26 protein-coding genes are annotated in these 24,831 nt (G+C 39.0%); 9 read left to right on the forward strand and 17 right to left on the reverse strand.

The annotated features are described in order from the left end of the window. Positions 1-6: 6 nt before the first annotated feature. From ACQKKO_RS17165 to ACQKKO_RS17175, 3 genes are all read right to left on the reverse strand, one after another. Positions 7-765: a (2Fe-2S)-binding protein gene (locus ACQKKO_RS17165; RefSeq protein ID WP_498649349.1), complete on the reverse strand. Its 759-nt coding sequence runs from the start codon at positions 763-765 to the stop codon at positions 7-9. 19 nt (positions 766-784) lie between these two features. Further along, positions 785-1,753, reverse strand: a complete 969-nt coding sequence (locus ACQKKO_RS17170) for an ABC transporter substrate-binding protein (protein WP_498649351.1) — start codon at positions 1,751-1,753, stop codon at positions 785-787. Between the two features lie 105 nt (positions 1,754-1,858). Continuing rightward, complete coding sequence (locus ACQKKO_RS17175) at positions 1,859-3,388, reverse strand: AraC family transcriptional regulator (RefSeq protein ID WP_498649353.1); 1,530 nt, start codon at positions 3,386-3,388, stop codon at positions 1,859-1,861. 158 nt (positions 3,389-3,546) lie between these two features. Between ACQKKO_RS17175 and ACQKKO_RS17180 the strand changes: the two genes are divergently transcribed. Beyond that, complete coding sequence (locus tag ACQKKO_RS17180) at positions 3,547-3,882, forward strand: hypothetical protein (RefSeq protein ID WP_498649355.1); 336 nt, start codon at positions 3,547-3,549, stop codon at positions 3,880-3,882. A 102-nt stretch (positions 3,883-3,984) separates the two neighbouring features. Here ACQKKO_RS17180 and ACQKKO_RS17185 read toward each other — a convergent pair whose 3' ends face one another. From ACQKKO_RS17185 to ACQKKO_RS17195, 3 genes are all read right to left on the reverse strand, one after another. Further along, complete coding sequence (locus ACQKKO_RS17185) at positions 3,985-4,854, reverse strand: GyrI-like domain-containing protein (RefSeq protein ID WP_498649358.1); 870 nt, start codon at positions 4,852-4,854, stop codon at positions 3,985-3,987. Positions 4,855-4,992: 138 nt separating this feature from the next. Beyond that, positions 4,993-5,976: a phosphotransferase enzyme family protein gene (locus tag ACQKKO_RS17190; protein ID WP_498649360.1), complete on the reverse strand. Its 984-nt coding sequence runs from the start codon at positions 5,974-5,976 to the stop codon at positions 4,993-4,995. A gap of 344 nt (positions 5,977-6,320) precedes the next feature. Next, positions 6,321-7,574 (reverse strand): aminopeptidase, encoded by a 1,254-nt coding sequence (locus ACQKKO_RS17195; protein WP_498649362.1) that lies wholly within the window; start codon positions 7,572-7,574, stop codon positions 6,321-6,323. Between the two features lie 138 nt (positions 7,575-7,712). On the opposite strand from ACQKKO_RS17195, the gene ACQKKO_RS17200 reads away from it, so the two are divergent. Further along, the gene (locus tag ACQKKO_RS17200) at positions 7,713-8,501 is read left to right on the forward strand and encodes an alpha/beta hydrolase family protein (protein WP_498649364.1); all 789 of its coding nucleotides are present in this window, start codon (positions 7,713-7,715) and stop codon (positions 8,499-8,501) included. 229 nt (positions 8,502-8,730) lie between these two features. Here the strand turns inward: ACQKKO_RS17200 and ACQKKO_RS17205 are convergent, their stop codons facing one another. The 8 genes from ACQKKO_RS17205 to ACQKKO_RS17240 form a co-directional block, all read right to left on the reverse strand. Beyond that, entirely contained in the window at positions 8,731-9,384 is a 654-nt protein-coding gene (locus ACQKKO_RS17205; RefSeq protein WP_498649366.1) for an NAD(P)-dependent oxidoreductase, read from the reverse strand. Between the two features lie 81 nt (positions 9,385-9,465). Further along, entirely contained in the window at positions 9,466-10,518 is a 1,053-nt protein-coding gene (locus ACQKKO_RS17210) for a threonine aldolase family protein (protein ID WP_498649368.1), read from the reverse strand. A gap of 179 nt (positions 10,519-10,697) precedes the next feature. Beyond that, positions 10,698-11,012, reverse strand: coding sequence for a YxeA family protein (locus ACQKKO_RS17215; RefSeq protein ID WP_498649370.1), 315 nt, complete (start codon positions 11,010-11,012; stop codon positions 10,698-10,700). Positions 11,013-11,027: 15 nt separating this feature from the next. Beyond that, entirely contained in the window at positions 11,028-12,932 is a 1,905-nt protein-coding gene (locus tag ACQKKO_RS17220) for an FtsX-like permease family protein (protein WP_498649372.1), read from the reverse strand. A 2-nt stretch (positions 12,933-12,934) separates the two neighbouring features. Next, entirely contained in the window at positions 12,935-13,708 is a 774-nt protein-coding gene (locus tag ACQKKO_RS17225; protein ID WP_498649374.1) for an ABC transporter ATP-binding protein, read from the reverse strand. A 168-nt stretch (positions 13,709-13,876) separates the two neighbouring features. After that, positions 13,877-14,914 (reverse strand): sensor histidine kinase, encoded by a 1,038-nt coding sequence (locus ACQKKO_RS17230; protein WP_498649379.1) that lies wholly within the window; start codon positions 14,912-14,914, stop codon positions 13,877-13,879. An 11-nt stretch (positions 14,915-14,925) separates the two neighbouring features. Beyond that, positions 14,926-15,609, reverse strand: coding sequence for a response regulator transcription factor (locus ACQKKO_RS17235; RefSeq protein ID WP_498649382.1), 684 nt, complete (start codon positions 15,607-15,609; stop codon positions 14,926-14,928). 45 nt (positions 15,610-15,654) lie between these two features. Beyond that, positions 15,655-16,044 carry a hypothetical protein gene (locus tag ACQKKO_RS17240; RefSeq protein WP_498649384.1) on the reverse strand — a complete coding sequence of 130 codons (390 nt, stop codon included), beginning with the start codon at positions 16,042-16,044 and terminating at the stop codon, positions 15,655-15,657. A 192-nt stretch (positions 16,045-16,236) separates the two neighbouring features. Here ACQKKO_RS17240 and ACQKKO_RS17245 point away from each other — a divergent pair, with 192 nt between their 5' ends. Further along, complete coding sequence (locus ACQKKO_RS17245; RefSeq protein WP_498649386.1) at positions 16,237-17,211, forward strand: ZinT family metal-binding protein; 975 nt, start codon at positions 16,237-16,239, stop codon at positions 17,209-17,211. Between the two features lie 290 nt (positions 17,212-17,501). Here the strand turns inward: ACQKKO_RS17245 and ACQKKO_RS17250 are convergent, their stop codons facing one another. The 3 genes from ACQKKO_RS17250 to ACQKKO_RS17260 form a co-directional block, all read right to left on the reverse strand. Further along, the gene (locus ACQKKO_RS17250; RefSeq protein ID WP_498649388.1) at positions 17,502-18,683 is read right to left on the reverse strand and encodes a YhgE/Pip domain-containing protein; all 1,182 of its coding nucleotides are present in this window, start codon (positions 18,681-18,683) and stop codon (positions 17,502-17,504) included. Positions 18,684-18,764: 81 nt separating this feature from the next. Continuing rightward, the gene (locus ACQKKO_RS17255) at positions 18,765-19,349 is read right to left on the reverse strand and encodes a TetR/AcrR family transcriptional regulator (protein WP_498649390.1); all 585 of its coding nucleotides are present in this window, start codon (positions 19,347-19,349) and stop codon (positions 18,765-18,767) included. A 64-nt stretch (positions 19,350-19,413) separates the two neighbouring features. Then, a complete protein-coding gene (locus ACQKKO_RS17260; protein ID WP_498649391.1) occupies positions 19,414-19,881 on the reverse strand; it encodes a flavodoxin in 468 nt (155 codons plus the stop codon). Positions 19,882-20,005: 124 nt separating this feature from the next. Here ACQKKO_RS17260 and ACQKKO_RS17265 point away from each other — a divergent pair, with 124 nt between their 5' ends. From ACQKKO_RS17265 to ACQKKO_RS17290, 6 genes are all read left to right on the forward strand, one after another. Continuing rightward, a complete protein-coding gene (locus tag ACQKKO_RS17265; RefSeq protein WP_498649393.1) occupies positions 20,006-20,542 on the forward strand; it encodes a hypothetical protein in 537 nt (178 codons plus the stop codon). A gap of 19 nt (positions 20,543-20,561) precedes the next feature. Beyond that, the gene (locus tag ACQKKO_RS17270; RefSeq protein WP_498649394.1) at positions 20,562-21,074 is read left to right on the forward strand and encodes a hypothetical protein; all 513 of its coding nucleotides are present in this window, start codon (positions 20,562-20,564) and stop codon (positions 21,072-21,074) included. 109 nt (positions 21,075-21,183) lie between these two features. Continuing rightward, positions 21,184-21,594 (forward strand): hypothetical protein, encoded by a 411-nt coding sequence (locus ACQKKO_RS17275; RefSeq protein ID WP_498649396.1) that lies wholly within the window; start codon positions 21,184-21,186, stop codon positions 21,592-21,594. A 140-nt stretch (positions 21,595-21,734) separates the two neighbouring features. After that, positions 21,735-22,190: a DinB family protein gene (locus ACQKKO_RS17280; protein WP_498649398.1), complete on the forward strand. Its 456-nt coding sequence runs from the start codon at positions 21,735-21,737 to the stop codon at positions 22,188-22,190. A gap of 258 nt (positions 22,191-22,448) precedes the next feature. Further along, on the forward strand, positions 22,449-23,732 hold the full coding sequence (locus ACQKKO_RS17285; RefSeq protein WP_498649400.1) for a D-glucuronyl C5-epimerase family protein: 1,284 nt from the start codon (positions 22,449-22,451) through the stop codon (positions 23,730-23,732). 179 nt (positions 23,733-23,911) lie between these two features. Beyond that, positions 23,912-24,367 (forward strand): hypothetical protein, encoded by a 456-nt coding sequence (locus tag ACQKKO_RS17290; RefSeq protein WP_498649402.1) that lies wholly within the window; start codon positions 23,912-23,914, stop codon positions 24,365-24,367. Positions 24,368-24,831 lie beyond the last annotated feature (464 nt).

Consider the following 24,831-nt stretch of genomic DNA (forward strand, 5'->3'; position numbering starts at 1 on the left):
TCTTTCCTAAGCCTTTACCAGCTTATCTCTTTCACTTTCAGTTAGTTTCGGACAGGTTGTGCAATACCCGTGACCAGTGGAAAGCTTAAATGCTAAGCAACAATGCTTCCGCAGATAAAAAGTTTCTTTATCTGAGTACTTATAAAGGGTAAGCCGTTTGTATTGATTAGGGATAAATAAACTATCATGGAGACGTTTTTCATCCTGTAAGAGTACGTTTAGTTTATCACAGCTTAATTCGTTGCTGTATCTCGTTTTGACATTTAAATAATAATTTAATACATTATGCCATATCAGTGACCACATGATTGTCGGTTTACACCCTGTATGTGATGATACGGCTTTTATGATTTGTTCAACTTGAACAATAAAATCCTGAAGAAAACTGTCCACCAAACGATCTCTCTCAGACAAACTTTTATAGGTGAGAGACTTAACATCACTCTCATTCATTCTGTAGGTAAATTGAGCTTGCCTTATGATATTAAAGTGAGTAGAGCTAGGTGCTAAAGGAAGCTTAAGATCATATAAACTAACTGTAATCATTGCAGCAGTCACAAATACTGAGAACCGTTTTGCAAATAACGAGCCGACCACGATTGCAGGAGGTGTATCTAAAAGAGTGGATTGTATATCCAGGATTTCTTTTCGTTTGGCTGAATCGAAATAATTACTTAAGGTGAATGGATATTCGATTTCAGAATTTCGAGTGACAGATATATAAAACTGTGACAAAAAATGTTTTGTCTCATCAGGTACGATCATTTCCGATACCCTCCGTGAATCACTCAATGTCATTCAATATTTCATCAATGATCTGACCTCTTCCAATGGCTCCCCACCCTTTTGATAGCCAGTATGAATCCGTTGCGTAAATCTGGTTTTTTTTGGATGCGGGAATTGAGTTCCAAAGCTCGTTTTGTTTCATTTCTTCTACTGTTTCAGAGCTGTTCACATCACCTTCTAAAAAGATATAATCTGCGTCAATTTCTGGAATGGTTTCCAAGGAAAGATCTTCTCGTTGATCAACCGGCGTCATTTGCGAAGGCACAAAATTTAAATCCTCATACAAAAGTGTATTCATGGGGTGCCCGCCCTCGGCGTATATCTGAACCATATCATCTCTTAAGCGTAGGTATGCAAGCTTTCGATCCTCTAATGTTTCAATCGTCTTTCTCGCATCTTCTGTTTTTTGGTTTAATTCCTCTATTTTCTTTTGCGCAAGATCCACTTTGTCATACATACCAGCAATCGCTAATAAATCTTCTGTCCAGAAATCAGGATCATCATCATAATCAAGCCACTCATTACCAAGAACAATCGTAGGTGCAATTTGCTCTAATAAATTATAGGTGTCATCTGGTGTTCTACTCTCAACGAGGATGACGTCTGGATCCAATGCTGTAATGGCTTCTAGATTAGGTTCATCTGCCGAACCAACTAGATGCACTCCATCTAATTGATCTTCGAGATAAGCTGGGTAGTCTCCACCATATCGAGCCTCCACATTTACTGCATAAGGTTTTTCATCAATAGTTAACATATGGTCGATGTATGATGCTGATAACACAACGGCCTTTTCAATCTCTAAAGGAACATCTGACTCTCCTCTAAGATGCGTAATTGTTTGAGTCTCCTCTAAACCCGTTGTACCCTGTTCTTCTGCAACCTCACCTTGATTACTACACGCACCAATAATCGCTAGAGACCCGATTAACGATGTTAAAATAACTGCATTTGTTTTCCTGTTCATATTCTCCACCCCATAATGATAATAATTATCATTATAATGACCTAAGAATATGTTTCAATCAATAGATTTTATTGCATGTTTTGATGGACATTTTTTCTGCATGCATTATGGCTCGATTAAGCGGTTAAAGATAAACTCCATTGAATACTGATATCCTCTAGGTCCCAAGGTCTGATAGAACAAATCGTGAGCTTCTATCACCTGGTTCTTTTTATTTAAGCTGTTTCTAAAAGCTTTCATTTTCTGATGTGCTTCATCATTTGAATCAACCATTATAAAAATATAATCGGCAAGACTTGAGTTAAGCTCTTCCAATTCAAATTCTATATGCGTCCCTGTTATTAGCTCAGAAGGATTAAGTTCTAAGTCTTTGTATAATAAATGTCCCATTTGACTCATCTCACCGTACATTCGATATCCTCGAGACCCTACCCTAATGAAACAAACCGTTTTATTCCCTAATGACTCATGTATTAGATGTTTTACTCTTTCTTTTCTCTTTTCGAATTGATTAATCCAATTCGCAGCTTGAGCTTCGCGGCCAAAAACAGAAGCCAATTCTACTAATACGTCTTGATAATTTTTAGTTTCTTGCAAAATGATAATTGGAGCAATATGGTCTAGCTCAGTCGATGGAATAAATGACTCACTAGCTAAGATAATATCTGGATTCGCATCTTTTAGTTTAAAGTAGTTTGGGATCACACTATCAATTAATATGCCGTGTTGACTGTTATTGATCACACTTTGTGACACTCTTTGCTTATATGAAAGGGATGATACCGGATTAAGTCCAAGTACAGAAAGATGATCATCAAATCCGTAATATACTGAAGCGATATTCAAGTTCTTCTTTTTCATATAAAGTGACGGAGCTACACCCTCTACTTTTTTAAATACCCTACTAAAGTAATATTCATCGGTATACCCTAAGTAAGCTGCAATATCTTTCGCTTTCACTCTTGAGAACAATAATTGCTTCGCTAGCTTCATTCTCTTTTCCGTTAGATAACGTGTGGGAGTGATATGATACGTTTGTTTAAATTGTTTACTAAATTGTGTGATGCTGTAACCAGAATAAGATGCTAGGAATGACACTGCCAGGTTATCTGTAAAGTGTTTGTCCATATAGACTTTGACATCTTCCATCGATCGAATGGTAGTCATTTGTGCTTTCTTTTTTATATGGTATAAAAGCTGACCTAAGACCTGTTTCACCTTCAACAGATTATGCTTTTCATACGTACAAAGATAAAACAACCCATTAGAAGCCAACCTTATATCAGGAGAAGGATCGACTAGGATCGGATATGTAGGTAAAGTGACCACCCATTCCTTATTCTTTCTACTTAGTTCAGCACAATGAAAGAAAATGGCTACACATTCAACTAGGGTATCCTTATCTGAGTCCCACTTCACGTTCATACCAGGTGTAAGGATAATTAAATCGCCACTTCTCACTGAAACCAGCTCATGGTTGATTGAAAAATAACCACGCCCCTGCTTCATATAGATCATGCAGTAACTATGCATGTTCCTCATGTAAGTGCGTTCGCTCCCAAACTTAAAATGTTTTACGTGCACATTTGAAACGTATACATTGTTTTTCACTGCGATCTCTTCATTTACTTTCATGGCTCCCCCCAGTTCTTCTAGACCACTTTATCCGTGATGATCCTTCATGAAAATTAGTAGCTGAATCTATTTCTAGTCTAAATAAGATCAGTTTAGTTAATGGTATAAGCGTATCATAGAATGATAAGGTAACTGGTGAAAGAATGGAGGAAACATGTATGACGATGTCTACGATTGAATTTCATTTTAGTAATGGGATCAAGAACCAAACTCTAGTCATTGGTCACAATACTGAGGAGTACACAACATTTTTAGGAAAGCTTCCCGTTCTCTTTTCGTTTTCGAATCAAATCGGTATAAATAAAATAAGCTATCCCAACAGAGATCTTCTGTTTTTGGATACGAGTCTTGAGTTCCAAGATCATGTGATTGTTCGTTATAAACATTTAAGTAAGATCATTGAATTAGGTTCTTTTCAATTGAATAAAGAAGAGTCGAGTCAAACCAAGGAATGTTTTCAAGTGTTGATCGATGTTGTAGATTCTGGTCATTGAGCCACGAAGTGAACTGACCGACTAAATAGTAAAAAAGCCTAACCTCTCAGCAGTATAAGTGAGAAATTAGGCTTTATGACGTATGCTCGTGTGCCAAAGCACTTATTTAATCGGGATCCAGATCTCAGAGTATAAATCCGGGCTACTCGGATCCTCGTCTGTATAACATTCAAATTCTGGTATACCTGCATGTACGTATCCAGTGGAAGGGAACCATTCGGAGTAGATTTGTTTCCATGCATGGTGCATCGCAGTAGGCATAGGTCCATGCACTTCGAATACTGCCCATTTGGAAGCAGGAAGTCTTAAGCTTGCCATCCCTTCTGGAGCCTTCCCAGCATGAGAGGTTGCCACCCAATATTCAAACACACTATCCTTCTTCTGTTCCTCACTGACTTCTCCACAAACTCCTAACACTCCTTTTACTACCCCATCATTCAATTGAAACAGCATGTCGCTTGTTCCATTTTGATTGACCTCTTCCCAAAACTCCGGAATGCCCTTTATGTTCTCCTCCTCCCCCACACTTGAAAACTCTCGCTTCACGCCAATAATTTGAAACTCATTCTTCTCCACCACGCTATACTTCATTGGTTCTGCCCCTTTCAACGTTACCTGAATGACCAGTCGATTGTAGGATTGTAGTTTCCCCTTTTGATTGCGCACTTCACTTGGAGTAACCCCGTGCTGTCTACGAAGTGCTTTTGAAAAAGCCTCAGGAGTGTCATAGCCATACTTATAGGCAAGGTCAATAATCTTTGTGTCTGATGTTAGTAGTTCTTTACCGACCAATGTTAATCTCCGTCGCCTTATGTATTCACCAACCGAACATTCAGTCAGCACTGAAAAGGTTCGTTGGAAATGAAAAGGTGACACATTGGCTTGTTTAGCAATATTGTCGATCGTCATATCCTCCAATATATTTTCTTCCATATACTCAATTGCCTTTTGTATTGACTCCACCCATGCCATGGCTTTCAACTCCTTAAAGTCATCTTAGCAACGAATAGAAAATGGATCCTGTCTATTTGTGCTTTGTTGTGGCAGGTGTTAACTCCTAAAGCCAAATTACGTAATCGGCCGCAATTTGGCTCATACATATTTACTTAATTAAAGAACCTTTCCAAAGCCAGAAGCAGTAGATTCCAAAAAATTTGTTAGATTCATTCTCAATTCAGCCATCCATTGTGGTTCATGATTCCACTTCTCATCTATCGCTCTTAATACCCGTACATATCCGTACAGATTGGCAAACCTTCTACATAAAGGCATCAGCTGCAACATATCATTCTCAATCTCAAATTCAGAACGATAGCCATCTAAAAAGCAATTCTTTTTATGCTGAACTTGGTCAGTTGGAATGTAATCGATCATACTCTCTAATGCCTTCTCCACATCCATCACATACAAATGATACATACTATCGTCAAAATCAATTACGTTACAAGTATTGGTTGCCTTATCATAAAAGATATTATCGTACTCAAAATCATAGTGGATAAGACCATAATTTTTCTCCGTAATAGCAATTGTATTAAAAAGCGAACGTAGTAATACCGTTTCATGTTGAGCTGCTTTCTCGTGAGGAAACTTCTCAAGCGTTTGCTCAATCCAATTAAAAACATCGTAATAGGTCCATCGTTTAAACGTTTTGGGGGCATAATCACTGGAGAGTCGATGGAGTTTACCCAGTGATTTCCCATAACTAAAAATGATTTTATCACTTGCTTCCGTTTTATCTAATTGGACGCCGTCTACTCTCCTAAATACTGACGCGTAGTAGTCGCCCCAAGGTGTTTCAACACTAACTAGTTTCTGATTTTCTTTTGATACAGAGGCCTCTAACACACCAAATTTCTTTGCACGCAGAAAAGATATAAAATCTAATTCAGCGAATAGATGATCTTTACATTTTTCTTCTTTAGGAGAATATCTTAGAAACTGAGTTTGACCATCGGTTCGGAATGGATAAATAGCATTTGAAGATATTCTGTAATACTTAAACAGGTCAAGTTCCAGGTTAGGTAAAGACCAATTTTCCAAAAGCATGTTCGCCAGCTCTTCATTATTAAAAAGAAACTTTAACTTTAACATGTCCCAGTTACCCTCCTACGCGATATAGTAATAAATCCACACAAATAGCCACAGGTTAAAAACATAACCCTGTGGCTCATAGACCTAAGCTGATTTCATTATTTCCGGCACTTTCAAAAATCACCCAGTTACTTTAATCCGTGTGAGTGCCTGGCAACAAAGATAATTCTCCAAGGTTATCTTCATTAAATTATTCATTTCTGCCATCACTCCCTTCATTAATTGTAAGAATAGTATATCAACAAAATTTGGTTTTAGAAGCTTTTCTTGCGTTTTTAATTTTCCTACACGTGCATATAAAATGGCAATTTAATATGATCAGATTATATTTAACTACAATTTAATTAAACTTGAAATTTCCCTTGCTTCATTAGCAGAACTTCTTTTCCATCATCATAAACACCGATCACATTCATATCTTCCGTACCAAATGCTACATTGACATGCAAAATAGACGTATTAAGACCCACTGCTTCCAATTCTTCTGACGATAGATATTGACCATTATGTAGGTTAGAAGGAGAAGCATTGCCAATGCCTATATGACAGGCTGTATTTTCATCAAACAACGTGTTATAAAAAAGAGTGTTTGTCTGAGCAAGGGGCGATTGATTAGAAACCAAGGCGATCTCCCCTAAGTATTGTGACCCTTCATCTGTTTCTATAAGGCTCTGTAACACGTCTTTCCCCGAAGCAGCATCATAATCGATGATTCGACCATTTTTAAAGGCGATGGAAACGTCGTTAATAATACTCCCACCATAGATTAGTGGTTTTGCTGCAACCAGTTTGCCATTCACATTATTTTTATGTGGAGCGGAGAAGATCTCCTCTGTAGGTATGTTTGGAAAGAACGGAATGCCTTCTCGATCCATCGCACTTCCACCTAAAAAGATGTGATTTTCTGGTAATCCCACTGTTAGATCAGTTCCTCTTGCATTTTTAAAATGCAAGGCTGTAAATTGACTTTTATTTAAACTGTTTTTTCTGTGCTCAATTTCTCTATTATGACTTTCCCAATCCTTAATTGGGTTGTCTCCATCCGCCCTAGCTCCATGTAGCATCTGTTGCCATAATAATTGCAAAGCCTCTTCTCTCGGTAAGTGTGGGAATACTTTATTTGCCCAAGAGAATGACGGTACAGCAAGAATACACCATCGTATTTCGTGTGACCTAATCTTTGCATAATGATGTTGGAGCTTGGTACGATACGCTTTCTCATATCGGCTTATCCGATCAGAGGGGATATCTACAACGTACTCAAAGCTCTCAGAACGAATGTGGATATATACGGCTCCCTTGTCGTTCCACTCACTAAAGCGATCCAGCTGCCAATTTGGAATATGATCCATCGCTTTCTCTGCTGCATGTATATAAAAGTCGTTTGTCGATTGTTGGTCTGCCCAGTCAATCCAGACATTTGAAGCGCCAGACTCATAAGCAAAACGTTGAATTAAACGTGCAAACGTAGCGTGTTCTATATCACTATGAATGATGACTAATTGATCCTTCTGTACGTTTACACCTAAACGTACAGCTAGCTCTGCATATCCTCCTAAATGCTTGTTGTTCACATATTCATATATTCCTTTCAACATTACATTCCAACTCCCAACGTCATCCTAATCTCCCTGTATTATCTAACCTAAAAAATTTGTACGCAATATCTCTATGTACTTTCTTTCCTTCAGTTTATAATCATGTCAAAGAGCACTAATTAAAAGGAGACGACGTAATTGAAAACGGATATATATACAGTTAGTCATTTCTCGTGTAAGCGTGGTGGATTAACCATCAGAGGAAAGGAATTCAAACCAGAGGGCGACGATCTTCCCTCCATCATTATCAGTCATGGCTTTGGTGGAAATGGAGATGATTTAGTAAACGATTGCGCGCATTTAGCTTCTTTAGGCTATGTCGTTTATTCCTTTGACTTTTGTGGTGGGTCTGTTCCTAGAAAAGGTCGCAGTGATGGGCAAACAACAGATACGACTATACTTACTGAAAGAGATGATTTGTTGTGTGTAATCGATTATATAAAAACCAACTCTTATGTGGATCAGCAACAAATTTCTCTTTTAGGATTCAGCCAAGGTGGGTTTGTTTCAGCCCTTGCCGCTGCGAAGCGCCCCAACGATATTCAATCACTTATCTTGTTTTATCCGGCTTTATGCATTCCTGATCACGCAAGAAGTGGTGCACTCGCCGGCTCGTCCTATGATATTAATCAGGTGCCAGAGGAGATCGATTGTGGCAAGATGCTTCTAGGAAAGGTGTTTCATGACACAGTGGTAGAGATGGATCCATATAAAGAGATTACTCCTTATCTTGGACCCGTCCTTCTCATACATGGAACAGCCGATGCTACTGTCCCTTATTCATATGCAGTCAAAGCTCGTGATGCCTACGCACCTGAGCAGTGTCACCTGCAGCTCATCAAGGGAGCCGGCCATCACTTCACAGAGGAACAAAAAGCCGTTGCACTGATTTCTGTTCGTCAATTTCTGATCAAGATAAAGTCGTGAAGTACCTGCTATCGCAATTGCTTATAGCGGTACGTATAAAATATGGCAGATATCAAGCTTAAAATGGTGATAAAGGGGACAGCTCCGGCACTAACATCGTATTCCAAAATTTCCCTTTCCTTTATCAGAAGGAATAAGGCCCCACCAATAAAGCAAAAGTAAAAGATCATACTTATAAAGAGGTAAAATGCCTTCTGCTGCTCCATTGTAAGAATTCCCCCAACCATCCTTAATAAGCAATCCCCACACGCGCACGTAGATACGATGGATCCGTCAATTGATCATACGCAAATTCGGCTGTATCCTTAACTGAAATCTTTACCCCTTGATTTGGCAGGAAGTCCTTTTCTACTCTGTACTTCCCTATCCGTTCTCCATCAGGCAAATAGGTTGGGCACACAATGGTCCATTCAAGATTCGATTGCTCAAGAGTCTGATACGCTTTGTGATGTTCTTCAGCCGCACGAGTTGTTTTACGCTTTGATTCAGGTGATTGATAGCGTAAAAGCTCTGGGTGAGTTCGACTTTGCAGAATGCCTGCAGTGCCAATGGTGATGATTCGCTTGATTCCTGCATCCTCCATCGCATCTAGAATCAGCGGCGTACTTGCAGATAAGGTAGTTGTTCCATCTGTGCTGAGTGCACTGATTACGATCTCTGCATCTGCTATAGCTTTCTGAAGGTCTTCTTTGTTTAACACATTTCCCTGGACAACGTGCAGGTTTTCATCTGTTCTTTGCAACTTCTCTAAATCCCGCGCAAGTACTGTAACATCATGTTGGTCCTTTAATGCTAGTTGCAGCAGTTCGCCGCCCACTCGACCTGTTGCACCTAAGATAAGAATCTTCATACGCCCACTCCCTTTTATTGCTATGCAGATCATTTTACCCTCTTATTTTACGAATCACACTAAAAACGGCAAACAATCTGTTCAACCAGATCGTTCGCCGCCTTTAGCATTCACTTAATGAACCGCAGTTAACTGAGATTTTTTTATATCTTGAATAAATGCTTCAACATGTTCTTTTTTGGTCGCGTAGCTTGTGCAGATCCGTACCACGCTATGGGTCTCCCCAATCCTTTCCCAAAGGGAGAAAGAGTAGTGATTGCCAAGCTCAGCAATGACCTCGTTTGGTAAAATCGGAAACTGCTGATTCGTTTTAGAGTCATACTTTAAAGAGAATCCAGCTTCAACAAATGCTTCTCGGATCATTAACGCCATATCAACAGCGTGCTTTGAAATAGTTAAATATAAGCCGTCTTCAAACAAGGTTGCAAACTGGATTCCAAGTAATCTTCCTTTTGCCAGTAGGCCGCCTCGTTGTTTGATTAAATAACGAAAATCTTTCTTCAGACGTTCATTTGTAATCACAACGGCTTCACCAAACAATGCGCCTATTTTCGTTCCCCCTATGTAGAAAACATCACAGAGTCTCGCGATATCTTCTAACGTGAGATCCGTCCCCTCAGAGACTAAGCCATAACCAAGCCTTGCTCCATCTAAAAATAACGGCAGCTCGCACTCTTGGCATACTCGTTGTAATTCCTCAAGTTCTGTCCTGCTGTAGGTGGTTCCCATTTCAGTCGGATGTGAAATGTAGACCATCCCTGGTTGAACCCGATGCTCAGGCGTCCCTTGACTCATATGTGCATCATACATCTCTTTCACCTGAGTCGCACGGACTTTACCATCCTCACTTGGTACAGTAAGCACCTTATGACCCGTCGATTCAATGGCTCCTGTCTCGAGACCGGCAATGTGACCTGTTGTTGCAGATATCACACCTTGATGAGGTCGTAAAATAGATGAGATGACTGTTGTATTTGTTTGAGTTCCCCCAACCAAAAAGTGAACATCAGCATCGCTTGCTTTACACGCTTTTCTTATATCATTTCTAGCTTTCTCACAATGCTCATCTGTTCCGTATCCAGCGGTTTGCTCTTCATTTGTCTCCACAATTCGTTTAAGTATTCTCTCGTGGGCACCTTCACTATAATCGTTTTCAAATCGTATCATACATCATTCTCCTCCAACCTTGGCTAAACACTCAATTGACTAGCACAGAAGCATGGAATTATTTTATGATTCCATTCTACCATGTATTCTCACAGAATAGACAAAGTAATTCTTCTGTTTTCGTGGAAAAGTCATTTTTGAAAGTGCTTCCTTCGCTGTTAGAGGAAGATTTGACTCTTTTATGGCATACTCTCTTTATCGATCAACTCGTATTCCTCAGTATAAGATCCTTTAGCCAACACCTTAACAAAGGTTCCATGATCAAGTATTGCGCTCGTGCTAAACACCACTCGTTTAGTCTCTCCCTCTTCATTTACACCTTGCAGATGATATTTGTATCGTCCATTATCATCTGCTGGTGCCTCTTGAATTTCCACATAGACATACTCTTTGGAAATAAGCGGATTAAATCGATCAAAGGTTTCGCGAAAGACAAGGTATACACTTGCTACTGCTATAATCAAAATTAAAGCCGTTATTAACACTTTTCTCATCATACATTCTCCTTTCTATAGAGCACGCTTAACAATTCGTTTGTAATACTCGATCGTGAAGAGTGCAAAGAGTAAGTAGATTACAATGTAAGCTGTCATACTTATGATAATGGGGGCAATCATGCTTGTCGCCATGAGAACAGAACCTACATTTAATGCAAAAGCTGCATGGACCAATCCAACAGCTAAAGGTATAACATAAACAAAGAACTGTTTACGGATAATCCCTTGAAGGATGTCACTTACTTGAAACCCAAGTTGCCTGAGTGTTCGGTAGTGGCCAGTTTCCTGCTCGGCTTCTGTCATTTGTTTAAAGTACAATATACTACCCGTTGAAAGAATAAATACAAAACCAAGTAACCCTGCAATAAAAATAAGGAGACCAAAGGTTTGTCGAGATTCTTCGTATGCAGAATAGAAGTCTGTAATGAATACGTCAGGATCCACATTTAATAAAAAGATAGAAGATGCGGTTTCAGCCTTTTTTTTATCTTCTAACTGAAATATGTCAAAGCTCGATGAAACGGTCGGCGCTTGCTTCTGAAGCTCATTTTCTATGCTTCTAAACATTTCCTCAGAAACAACAATCTGCTCCCCATAAAATCGGTAGTTCATTACATTCTCAAGCTTAAATTCAGTCACAACCATTTGACTCGCATCTGCGTATTCAATAGATTTTGGTAAAGACATGTCATTTCCTTCAATAATTGCTCTCGTATTATAATGAATGGCCTCCCCTGAGTTTGGAATGTCAACATCTAATCCTGCCTGTATCAACTGCTCAGCAGAGAAAAGCATGAATGCTCGATCAAGAGTTGAATCCGGGTTAAGCCATGTACCTTCGAACCGTAAAGCATCTAATTGACCGGTCTCATATTCAATCCCTGCTTCTTCTAATTGAACGGATATTCGTTCGGCTTCCTCCTGCATATTTTCCAAGGCAAAGTCAAATGGCATCGCAAGCCTGACATCTTTTTCGGTTGAATAATACAAAGAATATGAAAGAGAAATCATCGTAACGGTCATAGCAGAAAGCACCGTAATGAGCGTTAACGAATTAGCGTGTCCTTTTATCCGGTGCATAAAAGATGCGACTGAAAGGCTATGATACAAGCCAAGGTGACCATTTTTCTTCTTTCGAAATGAGTTGAATAACCAACTGATGGTTGTATGAAAGAGCAAATAGGTTCCAAGAATGGTACTTGCCAACACAATGAGCATGAGAAACATTAATAGATCTGCATGCTCTACAATGAAAGTAGATACATAATAGCCAAACCCAATTAGCACAACCCCACTTATTCCAAGAAGAATGGATATGAAACTTGGCTGCTTAACCACTTTCTCTTTTCTATGACTCGCCTGAAATAACTGTAGCAACGTACTACGATAAATCGTCCAAAGCAACTGCAGGGAGGTAAGTAAAATCAGACAAGTAAAAACAGCAAGCGTTTGTATGACTGCTCTTCCTGAGAAAGGAAGGCCAATTACTGTTTCAAGACCAATCATATTCATGAAGAGAAGCATAAAAAGTCTTGAGAGAACTGTACCAACGATTAAACCAATACCTAAGGCACACAGTCCAAGAATAGCATGTTCTGTAATGAATACTCGCGCAACCCAAGCCTTAGACAGGCCAATTAGTTGATACAATCCAATTTCCTGACTACGCCTCCTGATAAAGATATTCGTTGCATACATCGTAAATATAATGGTAATCAAGATAAGTAAAATTCCTGCTACCTGAAAGCTTGTAGAAAAGTTCATACTTGCTTGATTCATCTCAATAATCAATTGGTCATTTTGAAGAGTAGAGAAGATGTAATACATGCTGATGCTAATAATCATCGCGAAAAAATAGAGATAATACATGTTGATATTCTTTCGCATGCTTCGAAAGATTAGCTTCTGTGTATTCATGTCTACTTACCCCCACTAAGGACGGCTTGCATGTCTAAGATGTCCTTAAAAAAGGATTCCCTTGTCTTTTCTCCACGGTAAAGTTCTGAAAAGATCTGCCCATCCTTTAAGAAGATCACTCGGTTGCAATAGCTCGAGGCGAGTGGATCATGTGTAACCATCACAATCGTTACTTTTCGTACGTAATTAATCTCATGTAAGTTTTCAAGTAGGTTTGAAGCTGCTTTAGAGTCTAGAGCACCCGTTGGTTCGTCAGCAAAAACAAGAGAAGGCGAATGAATAAGAGCTCGTGCTGCAGAAGTTCGTTGCTTTTGCCCACCAGAGATTTCGGTAGGATACTTATCTGCTAGATCTGAGATTCCCAGTAAGCCTGCAATTGCTTGAAACTCTTTCTCTGCCTGATCTTTACTTATCTTTGTAAGTGAAACAGGCAATAGGATATTCTCTTTCACTGTTAATGTATCAAGCAAATTATAATCCTGAAAAATAAAGCCTAAGTGTCGTCGACGAATGGAAGATAGTTGTCGATCCTTCAACTTTGAAATCTCATGGTCATTGATAAAGATCTGTCCTTCTGTGGCACGATCAATTGTCGCAAATGTATTTAGAAGGGTTGTTTTACCTGATCCTGATGGACCCATAATGCCAACAAATTCACCTTCTAACACTCGGAGGTCTATCCCCTTTAATACCTGCTGTGCACTGCCCTTTGTACCAAAGGATTTACGCACACCTTCTGCAAGTAAAACAGTCTGTGGTGATTTCTGTGTATGCATGTTACACACTCCAATCAAGTTGATCTATAAACAGTGTAAATGGAATTTGGCTTGAAATCGCATCAATTAGATGATAAAAACGAAGCTAATGTGATATTTTTGTCACGTTGACGTTATATAAAAAAGGAGCCAGGCCATACGAGTGACCTGACTCCTGCTAGATGTATGTTACATAGATGATCGTCTGATCTGATCAAACGAATGTGTCTTGGCGAAAATCATGGAGACAGATGTGCCTTCATCTAAACCGGACGAAACGTGAAGCTGAAACTGCAGCTTCTTGCTAATCTCTCGTGCAAGATACAAACCCATTCCTGTCGCCCCGTGCTGTACACGTCCATTTTCACCTGTAAAGCCTCGATCAAATATACGAGGTAAGTCATGAGCTTTAATCCCTGGTCCGGCGTCTTTTATTTTGACAATCACAGATTGTTCATCGCTCTGCTCCGTGTGCATGGTGATTGTACCACCAACCGGGCTGTATTTTATCGCGTTGGTTAAAATCTGCCTGATCACAAACCCACACCACTTTTTATCCGTATAGACACTGGACGAAGACTCTCCTGTTAGTTGAATCGCTAAGTTTTTATCATGACACCAACTCGATAACTCACGAATTTCCATTTGTAACAGTGTTTTTATTTCAAGCTGTTCTGGGATTAGATCCGTGTCCAAGGTTGTGAGCCTTGATATGTAGAGCTGTCTGTCTAATAATAAATGCACCTTCAACCAATTGGCTTGAAGACGCTGGGCTAATTCATTTGATTGGTGGGCATCCAATGTAATTTTCATTGCCGTTAAGGGTGTTTTCATTTCGTGAACCCAAGCTGCAAGATCTGTCTGGCTGGCTTGATTTGTCGCATCATTTTCGTAACGTTTCGTATGTTCGTACTCATGAACGTTTTGCAGAATGGAATAGAGTGCTCCTTCAGGAAAACGATTTTTAGGATACGGAATACCTTCAAACCAGCCCTCGTCTACCTCATTCATTTGCGAGGTCAAGGTTTTGTAATAGCTCGTTTCTTTTTTGTATCGAACGAGCAAGAATACACCTGAGAAAAGTAGAAACAACCCATTTAAATAAAGGACCGAATGAAAATCTACTTGAATCCCTGAGTCAATGAATAATAGGGTATTGGTCAGTAGAAGCAGTAATGCTACGAAACCAATCCAACTCTTCTTATAAATGAGATAAGAAACAAACAATACACACCCTCCTAAAGCGTTATAGCCATATAGCCAAGCCCTTTTTTAGTCACAATTCCATCAGATAAATGAATCGTAGAAAGCTTTTGCCGTAGGCGCGTTAGATTGGCAGTGAGCGTATTGTCATTAATATATTGATCATCGTCCCAAAGCATTTTCATCAGCTCATTACGCGAAATGATTTGATTCGTCGATTTGACGAGAACGGCAAGGATAAAAAACTCATTTTTCGTCAATTCAACAGATGTTCCATCCTTATAGATGTCGCCTCTTTTTAAATCAATCATTGCTTGATTCCATTCAATGACATCAGTCTGGGCATCTTCATACGTGTACGTTCGACGAAGGATCGCATTCACCTTTGCAAGAAAAACGTCCATATGAAAGGGTTTCTGAACATAATCATCTGCCCCAGAATTCATAGCCATAATCATGTCCATCGGATGGTCTCTCGACGAAAGAAAAAGGATTGGCACTTTAGACACCGCCCGAATCTCTCTGCACCAATGAAACCCATCAAACTGAGGTAACTGTATATCAATCATCACAAGATGCGGCTTACTCGCAACAAAGTCTTCCATTACATTCGAGAAATCACTTGGGCTACTAACCGTAAAGTTCCATTGCCGCAGCCCCTCTGTTAATGCTTGTAAAAGCTGAGTATCGTCTTCAACGATGAAGATATTCCTGTTCATAATGCCTCTCCTTTTCTTCTTCTTCGTAAATGAGTTCCGAATAAATCAATCAAATAACCATTCCTCAAGATTCAAATCCGTTTCAATGATGTAATCCTTATACAAAAGGTCCATATTGTTAGGGTTTAAATAATAGAGTTCCTCAGTTGACTGGCTCTCTTCATGTAGGAGGATGATCGGTAGTCCTGGATCTTCAAATGACATTTCATATGTTTCACTTCTAGGACATTGATTCACTTTTTTAATAAATCTTTTTATCTTATCCGAGTCGGATATGATCATTTCATCTTGATCTGAATGAACAACCACTGAACTGAAGCTTGAATCCAATAATTTATTTTGAAACACATTATTGCAGGTGTTGTACGCATAGATGGTAAGACTACAACTGATGATAAAAAGAACAGACGTTAGGTAGAAGATCTTCTTTGCCATAACATTCCTCTATTCTTTATTTTTCTATTAGAATATCACACTATTCTGTTGCACCCATCCTCTCTTTACGAATAGCTACCTGTATCTTCTTAAAAAGAGTTCTTGACAATATGAGATAATCTCTATAATCTATAAAACGTAATCATTACGATCGTAACCATTACGATTAAAAAAATAGAAAGGAAGACTAATATGAAAAAATTATCTTTAGTATCATTTGTACTTGCCTTACAAGTAGCTCTTGTTGCTTGCGGTTCTGAGGCTGAGCCCACAACTACCGCCGAGGAGGATCGTACGTCATCCTCTGTGGAATCCCAAGCACCAGAAACTGCTGAGATTAACATCGAGGGTTTGGCTGATCATTATCATACCGGAGATCAGGTGGAGCTCACTGCCTCCCTTAGTGAGAACGTTGATTATGATCATTGGCATTGGTACACGAAGGAAGATGATCGAGATGACTGGGTTGCCGCTTCGGGTCAAGAAGGTCAAACATACTCTGGAGAAGCAGCAACGGATGGTTTACATATCAAAGCAACTCTTTATGACAATGACCATGAGGTGTTTGCAGAATCAGATCCTGTGACGATCGCTATTGATGATCACCATGGTCATGACGAGGAAAGTAAGCAAATTTATCAAGGATACTTTGAAGATGATCAAGTGGAAGATCGTGAGTTATCGGATTGGGAAGGTGATTGGCAGTCTGTTTACCCATATCTTGAGGATGGAGAGCTTGATGAAGTATTCGAACATAAGGCAGAGCATGGAGACATGTCGGCTGAAGAATATAAAGACTATTACTCTGTAGGATATGAAACAGATGTTGAACGTATTGTGATAGATAATGGAAATGTCACATTCTACACAAATGGCGAAGAAGCATCAGGAGAGTATGTATCCGACGGCTATGAGATATTGACATATGAAAAAGGAAATCGTGGTGTTCGCTTTATTTACAAGCTAAAGGACGGTAGTGAGTCCGATAACCTCCCTCAATACATCCAGTTTAGTGATCACATCATTTTCCCGACCGAGTCTACCCACTATCACTTATATTGGGGTGATGATCGCGCAGAACTTCTCAATGAAGTGACGCATTGGCCTACGTACTATCCATCTGAATATGATGGGGATGATATCGTTCGTGATCTATTGGCTCACTAAGCAAGAAAGAAAGACTATACACTAAGAAATTGAGTTGAAATACATCGAGTTCCATGCGAATACATCCAGTTTGAGCTAGGATACATCTGATTCTCTGTCGATTACATCGGAATCGCGCCAGAATTGGCCTACAAATAAAGAGGGCGGGACATAACATGCGAATATAGCAAATAACCCGCTACAGAAGAATCTCTCGCTTGTTCTAATAAAATCACGAAAGGCGAATGATTCTGCAATCGAATCATTCGCCTTTTCAAGTTGATTTTCAGTTATGTCCCAGTGTCCACTTTTTATTTCGTTGTAGCGACTGGCGCTTGTTTTTTCAATGCGATTCTAGCCATACAAATCACAAGGGCCACTGCCATAATTAGAATTAGAGGCATAAACTCCTGTGTCACACCCGTACCCCCAAAGATAACAGTGAAGTATCCATCGGCTGCATAGGTTGCCGGCAGAATACTAGATACTGTTTGATAAAAGGTTGAAAGCATCGCGATCGGTACGATGACACCTGATGTGACAAGCTGCATGGAAAGTAAAACAATATTCCCCATCATTCCAGCTGGCCCGAATAAGATTAAGAAGACCTGCGAAACGATTAAGAAAGATAAGAAGACTAAGAATTGATAGAACCACACTGTCCAAAATGGAAGGGTGACTTGAATATCAAATAACGCAATCAGTCCGTACGTTAAGAAAGCGAGTCCTGCACTTACAAGTACATTTAATAATTGACGTGACCAGAACACATTCCATTTTTTAAAGCCTTGACGGTTAAGCGTGATGTCGACAATCTGGATCTGCATGTTCATCGTCATCGACCCTACAAATGAAGCAAGGACTAACATCATCGGAATCATCGTAGCTGCAAAACCTTCTGTATCGTTAATCTTGTTTATGTTCGCTTGAATTGGAGCAACATCAACTGTTTCTAATGCTGTTGTAAGCTCTCCGCCAATTGCCGCAATTGCTTGCTCCGGAAACCCGCTTTCTTCAAGCTGTGTGGCCAATTGCTCTCCACCCATAACAAGCTGTTGTTTTGCGACTTGCTCATTGACTGTTGTTGTAAACTTCGTTGCAATCTGCTCGAGTGCTTGCTTTCCAACCGTAGCAGATGCTTGGTTAATAGAGTATGTGATTTCAGCTTTCTCGTCTGATCTCAACATGTCTGTAAAATTGTCTGGAATATGAACAACCATTTGTATCTCACGATTGTTTAAGGCTTCTGTTGCCTCGTCCGCTGACATGGATGTATCGATGGTAAGCGGTAAGTTCTGTTCAATCTGCTCAGCCACCATCTGTCCTGCTTGTGTATCCTCATTTATGAGTGCTACGTTAAGCTCCGTGATTCTCTCCTGTACCCCGTCATAAGCTGTTAACCAGACAAAAAAGAAGACAAGCTGGAACACGAGTGCTGTGACTATTCCTGCTTTTGTTTGTGGAAGCTTAAGTAACTGTTTAAACGTATTCATTCTGTTTCCCCAATCCTAACTAGTAATGCAAGTACTTACTTGCATTTATTTTCTTAAGAAAAAGCATTCGTTTGAATGCTTTTAAGGCGAGATACCTCTTACAAAAAGCTGAACACTTCCTTTTAGAAAGGCCTCATCAGGCAAAGCCGTTACTCGATCACCAAATCTTGCCTTTGAGATAAAATAACCAAAATTCATCCAGATAAATTGAAGCGCCAATTGTTCGCAATCAATAGGGATAATAAGTTCTCTATCCTTCATCTTTTCAAAGTATTGAGTTAGGTAATGTTTAAATTCGACTGGACCTTTTGAAATTTCATCATTTAATTCCTCAATCTTATAAAACTCTTTAAACCCAAGCATCACAAAATCCTCAATACTCCGCATAAAGTCAAGATAGCCTTTCGCAATCTTATAAAGATCAGCCTCAAGATCCCACACAATCGACTGATCAATGCTTCCTTTTAGATCCGGACCAAACGTTTGTCCCTCAACGACTTTTTCAAGGATTGTTTGCTTATTTCCAAAGTGTCTAAAGAGTGTGACCTCATTGCACCCTGCCTTATCAGCAATTAAACGAGTGGTTGTTCCCTGGTACCCATGCTCCTTTAACAGCTCAAGTGCAGCACTGAGAATTCGCTTCTTTGTCTTATCCTTTGCTGACATATCTGTCCATCCTTTAAAGAAATGCAAGTAGTTACTTGCATATTACCCGACAGTCACAGGTTCGTCAACTAGAAAATGAAGGGTGTATCTTCGTCTTTTTAATAAACTCTTCTACAAATCTGTCGCATGCCTGAAAATCTTCCTCTGTATCAGGTGTAAACTCGATCTTTAATCCTTCAGTAATAAGAGCAGCTCCACGTTCAACTAACTTCTTTTCAAATGTATGTACGGCCTCACAAAATTCTGGGTAGACCGTATCACCCGAACCAAATACAGCAGCTTGTTTTCCCGTTAAGTCCACATCATCCATTGCTGCATAAAAGTCATCTGCCTCATACGGTAAGTCTCCATCTCCCCATGTATAAGAACCAATGATGATACCATCATATTCACTTAGATTGGCCGGATCATACTCCTCCATCTCCTCTTGATCAACAACAAACCCGTTTGAACGTAATTTCCCCGTTATTAAATCAGCGATATCCTCTGTATTTCCTGACATACTCGCAAAGACTAATACAATTTTAGACATCGACTCACCGTCCCTTATCTTTTTTGCTATCTTCATTCTAATGAGAATGAGAATTATTTTCAACTATAAATTTGAGTTTAAATCTGTCTGTTTGAAGGTATTGGAATTTTAAGGAGTTGATTGGATGTGGCCGAACAAGGAACAACGAAAAGAAAATCGAAAGAGGGCTCGAGAACGACAGCACTGGTCTACTTTTCTTATCGTAGGTATTGCCATTTTTATGAATAATGGATTTATTTTAGAGAGTAACCGATCCGATGTACTTATTTTCACAATCATCGGCATGATAACAGGTTTGATTCCCCTGCTCTCTATTTGGCATGCTCGCAAAAGTCACGAGCAGCGTAGACGTCTGGCTACAAAGGAAGCATCTGAAGTTGCATTTACAATGGCCGCCTTACTTTTCACATCTATCTTCATTGGCTTATTCCATGAAACGATTGAACTAACCTTAGATCGGCTAGTGGCTGGAATCCTTTCAGTTGGCTTCTGGATTTTCTTTGGCATTGTCAGTCGTATAGTCTATAAGCGACTGTTAATCGTACAAAATGCTTCTGCCTTAAACGACAAGCATAATAAAAAAACATTTTACTGGTATCTTATTACTGCAGCTTGTGCGTATATCATCTTTATTTTTGTGATGTTTTATTGGGTCTTTTAAATGAGAGGACGTGAAGAATATGGGTAAAAATGATTCGATTCCTTACTACGATGAGCAAAGTAAGCTTCATATGCTATATCTCATTTCAAGTATGGCATCCATACAGATCATACGATTTTCAATTACAGACCTTTTTGCCATTGTCTTTGTAAGCCTAATTACTGTGCTCACTCTCATCCCTTTTTTTGTCACTCTTAGGTGGGACAAAGAACAACAAGAAGATAGCTGGAATCGGGTTGTTGTTAAACGACTTCGTGATACGTCATTTGGCTTAATAATTGCATTTGTTGCACTCGCTATTATGTTTCAATTCACTGACTACTATTTTATTTATTGGAGTACGTTCAGCTTTTACTTTTTACTGTGGCTTGTTTTTCTTCTTTATTATCACTCCTTTTATCAAAAGCTGCTATTGATCCAAAACGTCTCTTCTTCTGTTGATGCAAAAAGGTGGCGTGATGATTGGCCTAAGGATATAAGTATTTTGGTTATTGGTTTGGTTATAATCGGACTGGTTTTGTTCCTGAATTAAATGGAAGCGGATATTCATAAAACCTGCCCCTCACTAAATGAGGGCCGCGTTAGATTGAAGACAAGTTAGTGGAGTCGGCTGTAGCTCACATAAAAGAAGGAGTGACAAAATGCTCATTAAAAGAAAATTAGTAATAGGCATTTTAACGATCATAACAGTACTATTTATTGCTGGATTGATCTATTCCGATTCGTCTTGGGGTTTTGCAGGAACCATATGGCTCCTCTTTCTTTATATGACTCCGATTGTACTGATATATGGAACTGTCTCTTCAATAGTTATTGATTATGTATTAGAGAAGATATTTGAGTTTAGGTATGCTTGGCTTTCCATTGTTTTACACACCCTATTTGCTTTAATTTTTATGGGAGGCTTGATATTTTATGAATCTGTATCAATAGAGAAATCTTCTTATGTAGAGATGCTTATAAGAGGATTTCAACTAATCCTACTAGGAGTTGGAGCAGGATTTTTTTATGGGGTTGTTAATAACCTCTTCAAAAGATTTAAATGGATGTAGTACAAATGAAGCAGTGAGATTCACCAACAAACCGTCAATTTATCACTTCTACCACCTGTAAAATCACCATAATAAAGAATTTTCTATTTGAACAAAGAGGGTCATATTGAAGGATTACTTACCAAAGAGGAGGAAAGAAAATGAATGTGAAAGATGTTTTATTAGCACAATTTCATTCTATGCATGAAAATACTTGGTTTGTATCATTACTCAACTCAATTGATGGACTTACTGAAGAGCAAGCGAATTGGAAACCAAGTGAGACGTCCAATTCCATTTCTGAAATAGTTAATCACCTATTATTTTATAATCAACGTTACTTAAACAGGTTTAAACACATATCAAACGAACAATCGGTTGATAACAATACCTTTAAGAATATTGAAGACTTGAACTGGAGTGACAATCTAAAGAGGTTAACTACTATTATGACTGAATGGAAGACCGTTGTAGAGGAGACTGAAGTGCAAAAACTCGAGGACAGCGCATCTGAACTTGCTCATCTTACAATTCATACCACTTACCATACTGGGCAAATTCTTTATATTCGGAAGTTACAAGGGCTATGGAATCCGAAAAATGGTGTAAAAGGATAAACTCTTCTTCAATAATGCAGGTGACGCCATTCAATGAATCTAATTGTCTAATGATCGAGCATGGTCTTCCTTGTAATGATAAAAAAGATAAAGATCGCAGTACAAATAATCTCTACCATACTCGTCTCTACCTTCCCCTTACCTTCTTTTCATCTGCATATAATAGACAAATCCCTGCCGTTACTTGTCTTTATCGGGCACTGACCTTCCAACATAAAATAGGACCAACTAATGATTTTTTTAAAGGAGTGTTCAAAGATGCACATGCCGCCCTTTACCCCACGCTTATCAAAAATAAGCAAAGACAGGTATAAGATTTCATTTTTGCCCGACGGATATCCTGGGAAGATAATTGGAGAAAAAGTAGAACTTCATCCCATTTACGGGATTTATGTTATCCGCGACTATCTCTATCAATTTAAGAAAACAAAGGAAGAACGCTTTAAACAAGCAGTTATTCAAGTAGCCGAAGCCGCAATAAATCGGATGGAAGAATTTCAAGATACGCTTGTGTTCTGGTATAAAGATGATTCCGTTTTTAACTCTACAAGTAAATCCTATTATTCCGCTTTAACGCAATCGTATTATGCTGAAGTCTTTGCTCAAGTGTATGAAACGATTCAAGAAGACCGTTTCTTAAAAGCAGCCAAACGTGTATACCGTAGCTTGAAAATCCCTGTCCAAAATGGAGGTGTCATGCACCTATCCACAAAAGGACCGAGTATCCAAGAATATCCGATGTCTCCAAACGGTTATGTTTTAAATGGTTGGTTCTCTGCGATATCCGCGGTTAGCACATACGCGAGCATCGCCGCAGATACTGATGCAGAGGTGTTTTGGCGTGACAACTTAGAAACATTGATTAAGATGTTGCCTTTATACGACGCTCCCCTTCTAGCTAATTCCAGATATGCGCTTAACGGCATTGCAACGATTAAACTTAAGGTTCAGCACACAGACATCGAATTCAAAAAGGTAGAACTTTATGTGCCAGAGGAAGGAAATTCAACGTTTCATGTCGCTGAAAAGAACCTATACGAAAACATTATAATCGCTTCCACTATTAAAGAGAGAAATGATGCTATTCTCACAAAAGATAGACGTGCCACACTAAGCTTACTCACCAGTCGTTACTCATACCCTGTTGAAAATGAACTTCACATGGAAGTGTATAGCCCCAAAGATACACTTTTAAAATTAAGCATTCTCGCTCCACGGTACACGCCAAAACGAGAGGTAGACAAACAGAAACCGGATTACCATGAATTAAAACCCATACCCCTTACAAAAGGGATCAATCTAATTAAAGTTAAACTACCTTGGAAACCATTAGAAAACGTCGCCAGAGCAACGACATTTAAACAATTCGGAAGCGACTGGCATAATGTGTACCATCATATTCACCTAAACCGCCTCCACCATTTTTATGAGCTCACAAAGCACCCCGTACTCCTCCACTATTATAAAAAATGGAGTGAAGCAGTTGAGCTTTGGGAGAACATGCCTTTATATGACGGCGTAAAAATAGAGCCCTACAAATAAGAGGATTCATTCAAAGAAAAAAACCGACGCAAAAGCAATTTATTGTGGCGGTTTTGCTAATGACGTTTCCTTGATATCTTCGGGTACATGTGTATGTAATGGGGGTTTTAATCCTCGTACTCACAAGGAGTGCGATATGATGTGTGTATGATATGATTTTATTAAAAGGAGGGATATTATTGAAAAAGAAAATGTGTATTTTCTCCTTTTCAGCCATCTTGTTTATCATAGTAGGCGTGATTGTTTACCAATCATTAATGAGGACTACATTTGAAGAAAACCTGAAAAACAAAATAGGTAGTGTAGAAGACATCACACATATAACAATACAGACAAGAGATAGTAAGAGTAATGAATTTTTATGGGCGAAAATAGAAGATCCAATTATTATAAAGAATGCAATCGATGACATGAGGGGCATTTCTTTACAAAGACAGTTTCGAAGAGGCACTAGAGAATTAGAGGTTATGATGACCGTTCACACTTTTTCTGATAGCTATTACTATAATTATGATGACGAGCATTTTGTTAATGATGGAAAAGATCACAAAATTTTATCAGGGTCATTCATAGAAGTTATAGACAGTCTGGATTTAGAGTTTGTTGACAGTGACGAGTTTATGGGAATGGATTAAGTAATTTTTATGCCCATTTAAATGAACCTATTCGTGTGGACAATGATGGTTTTTATATCATTGTTCTTTTTTGCAAGGATTACATACAGAAAAACGTTGTTATTTTAGTCTATTTACACAAGTATCACATAGCTTTTAGACACCTTACTAGGAGCTATCATTCTCGGCAATCTCATGTGGTTGATTCATGTTACACTGGGATTATTGAAAAATTAGGAGGGAAAAGGAATTTTTACTTTTGATTTAGATAACGAAGCGTTTGAAAGACGGGTAGAGAATCTCGTAAGGCACCATCCACATTATAAGAAACGTAAACTCATTGGTTTAGTATTCTCTATACTACTTGCGGGTGGTTATACAGTCTTCACTATCTTGTTAAGTCTGCTGGTACCTAGCGTATATTTATATCTTTTGTTTACCAATATTGTAGTCGTTACTGTAGTGGGTCTTGGTTATATACTTAT

This window comes from Alkalihalobacillus sp. NPDC127517, from assembly GCF_050276055.1.
Taxonomy (GTDB): Bacteria; Bacillota; Bacilli; order Bacillales; family Bacillaceae_D; genus Alkalicoccobacillus.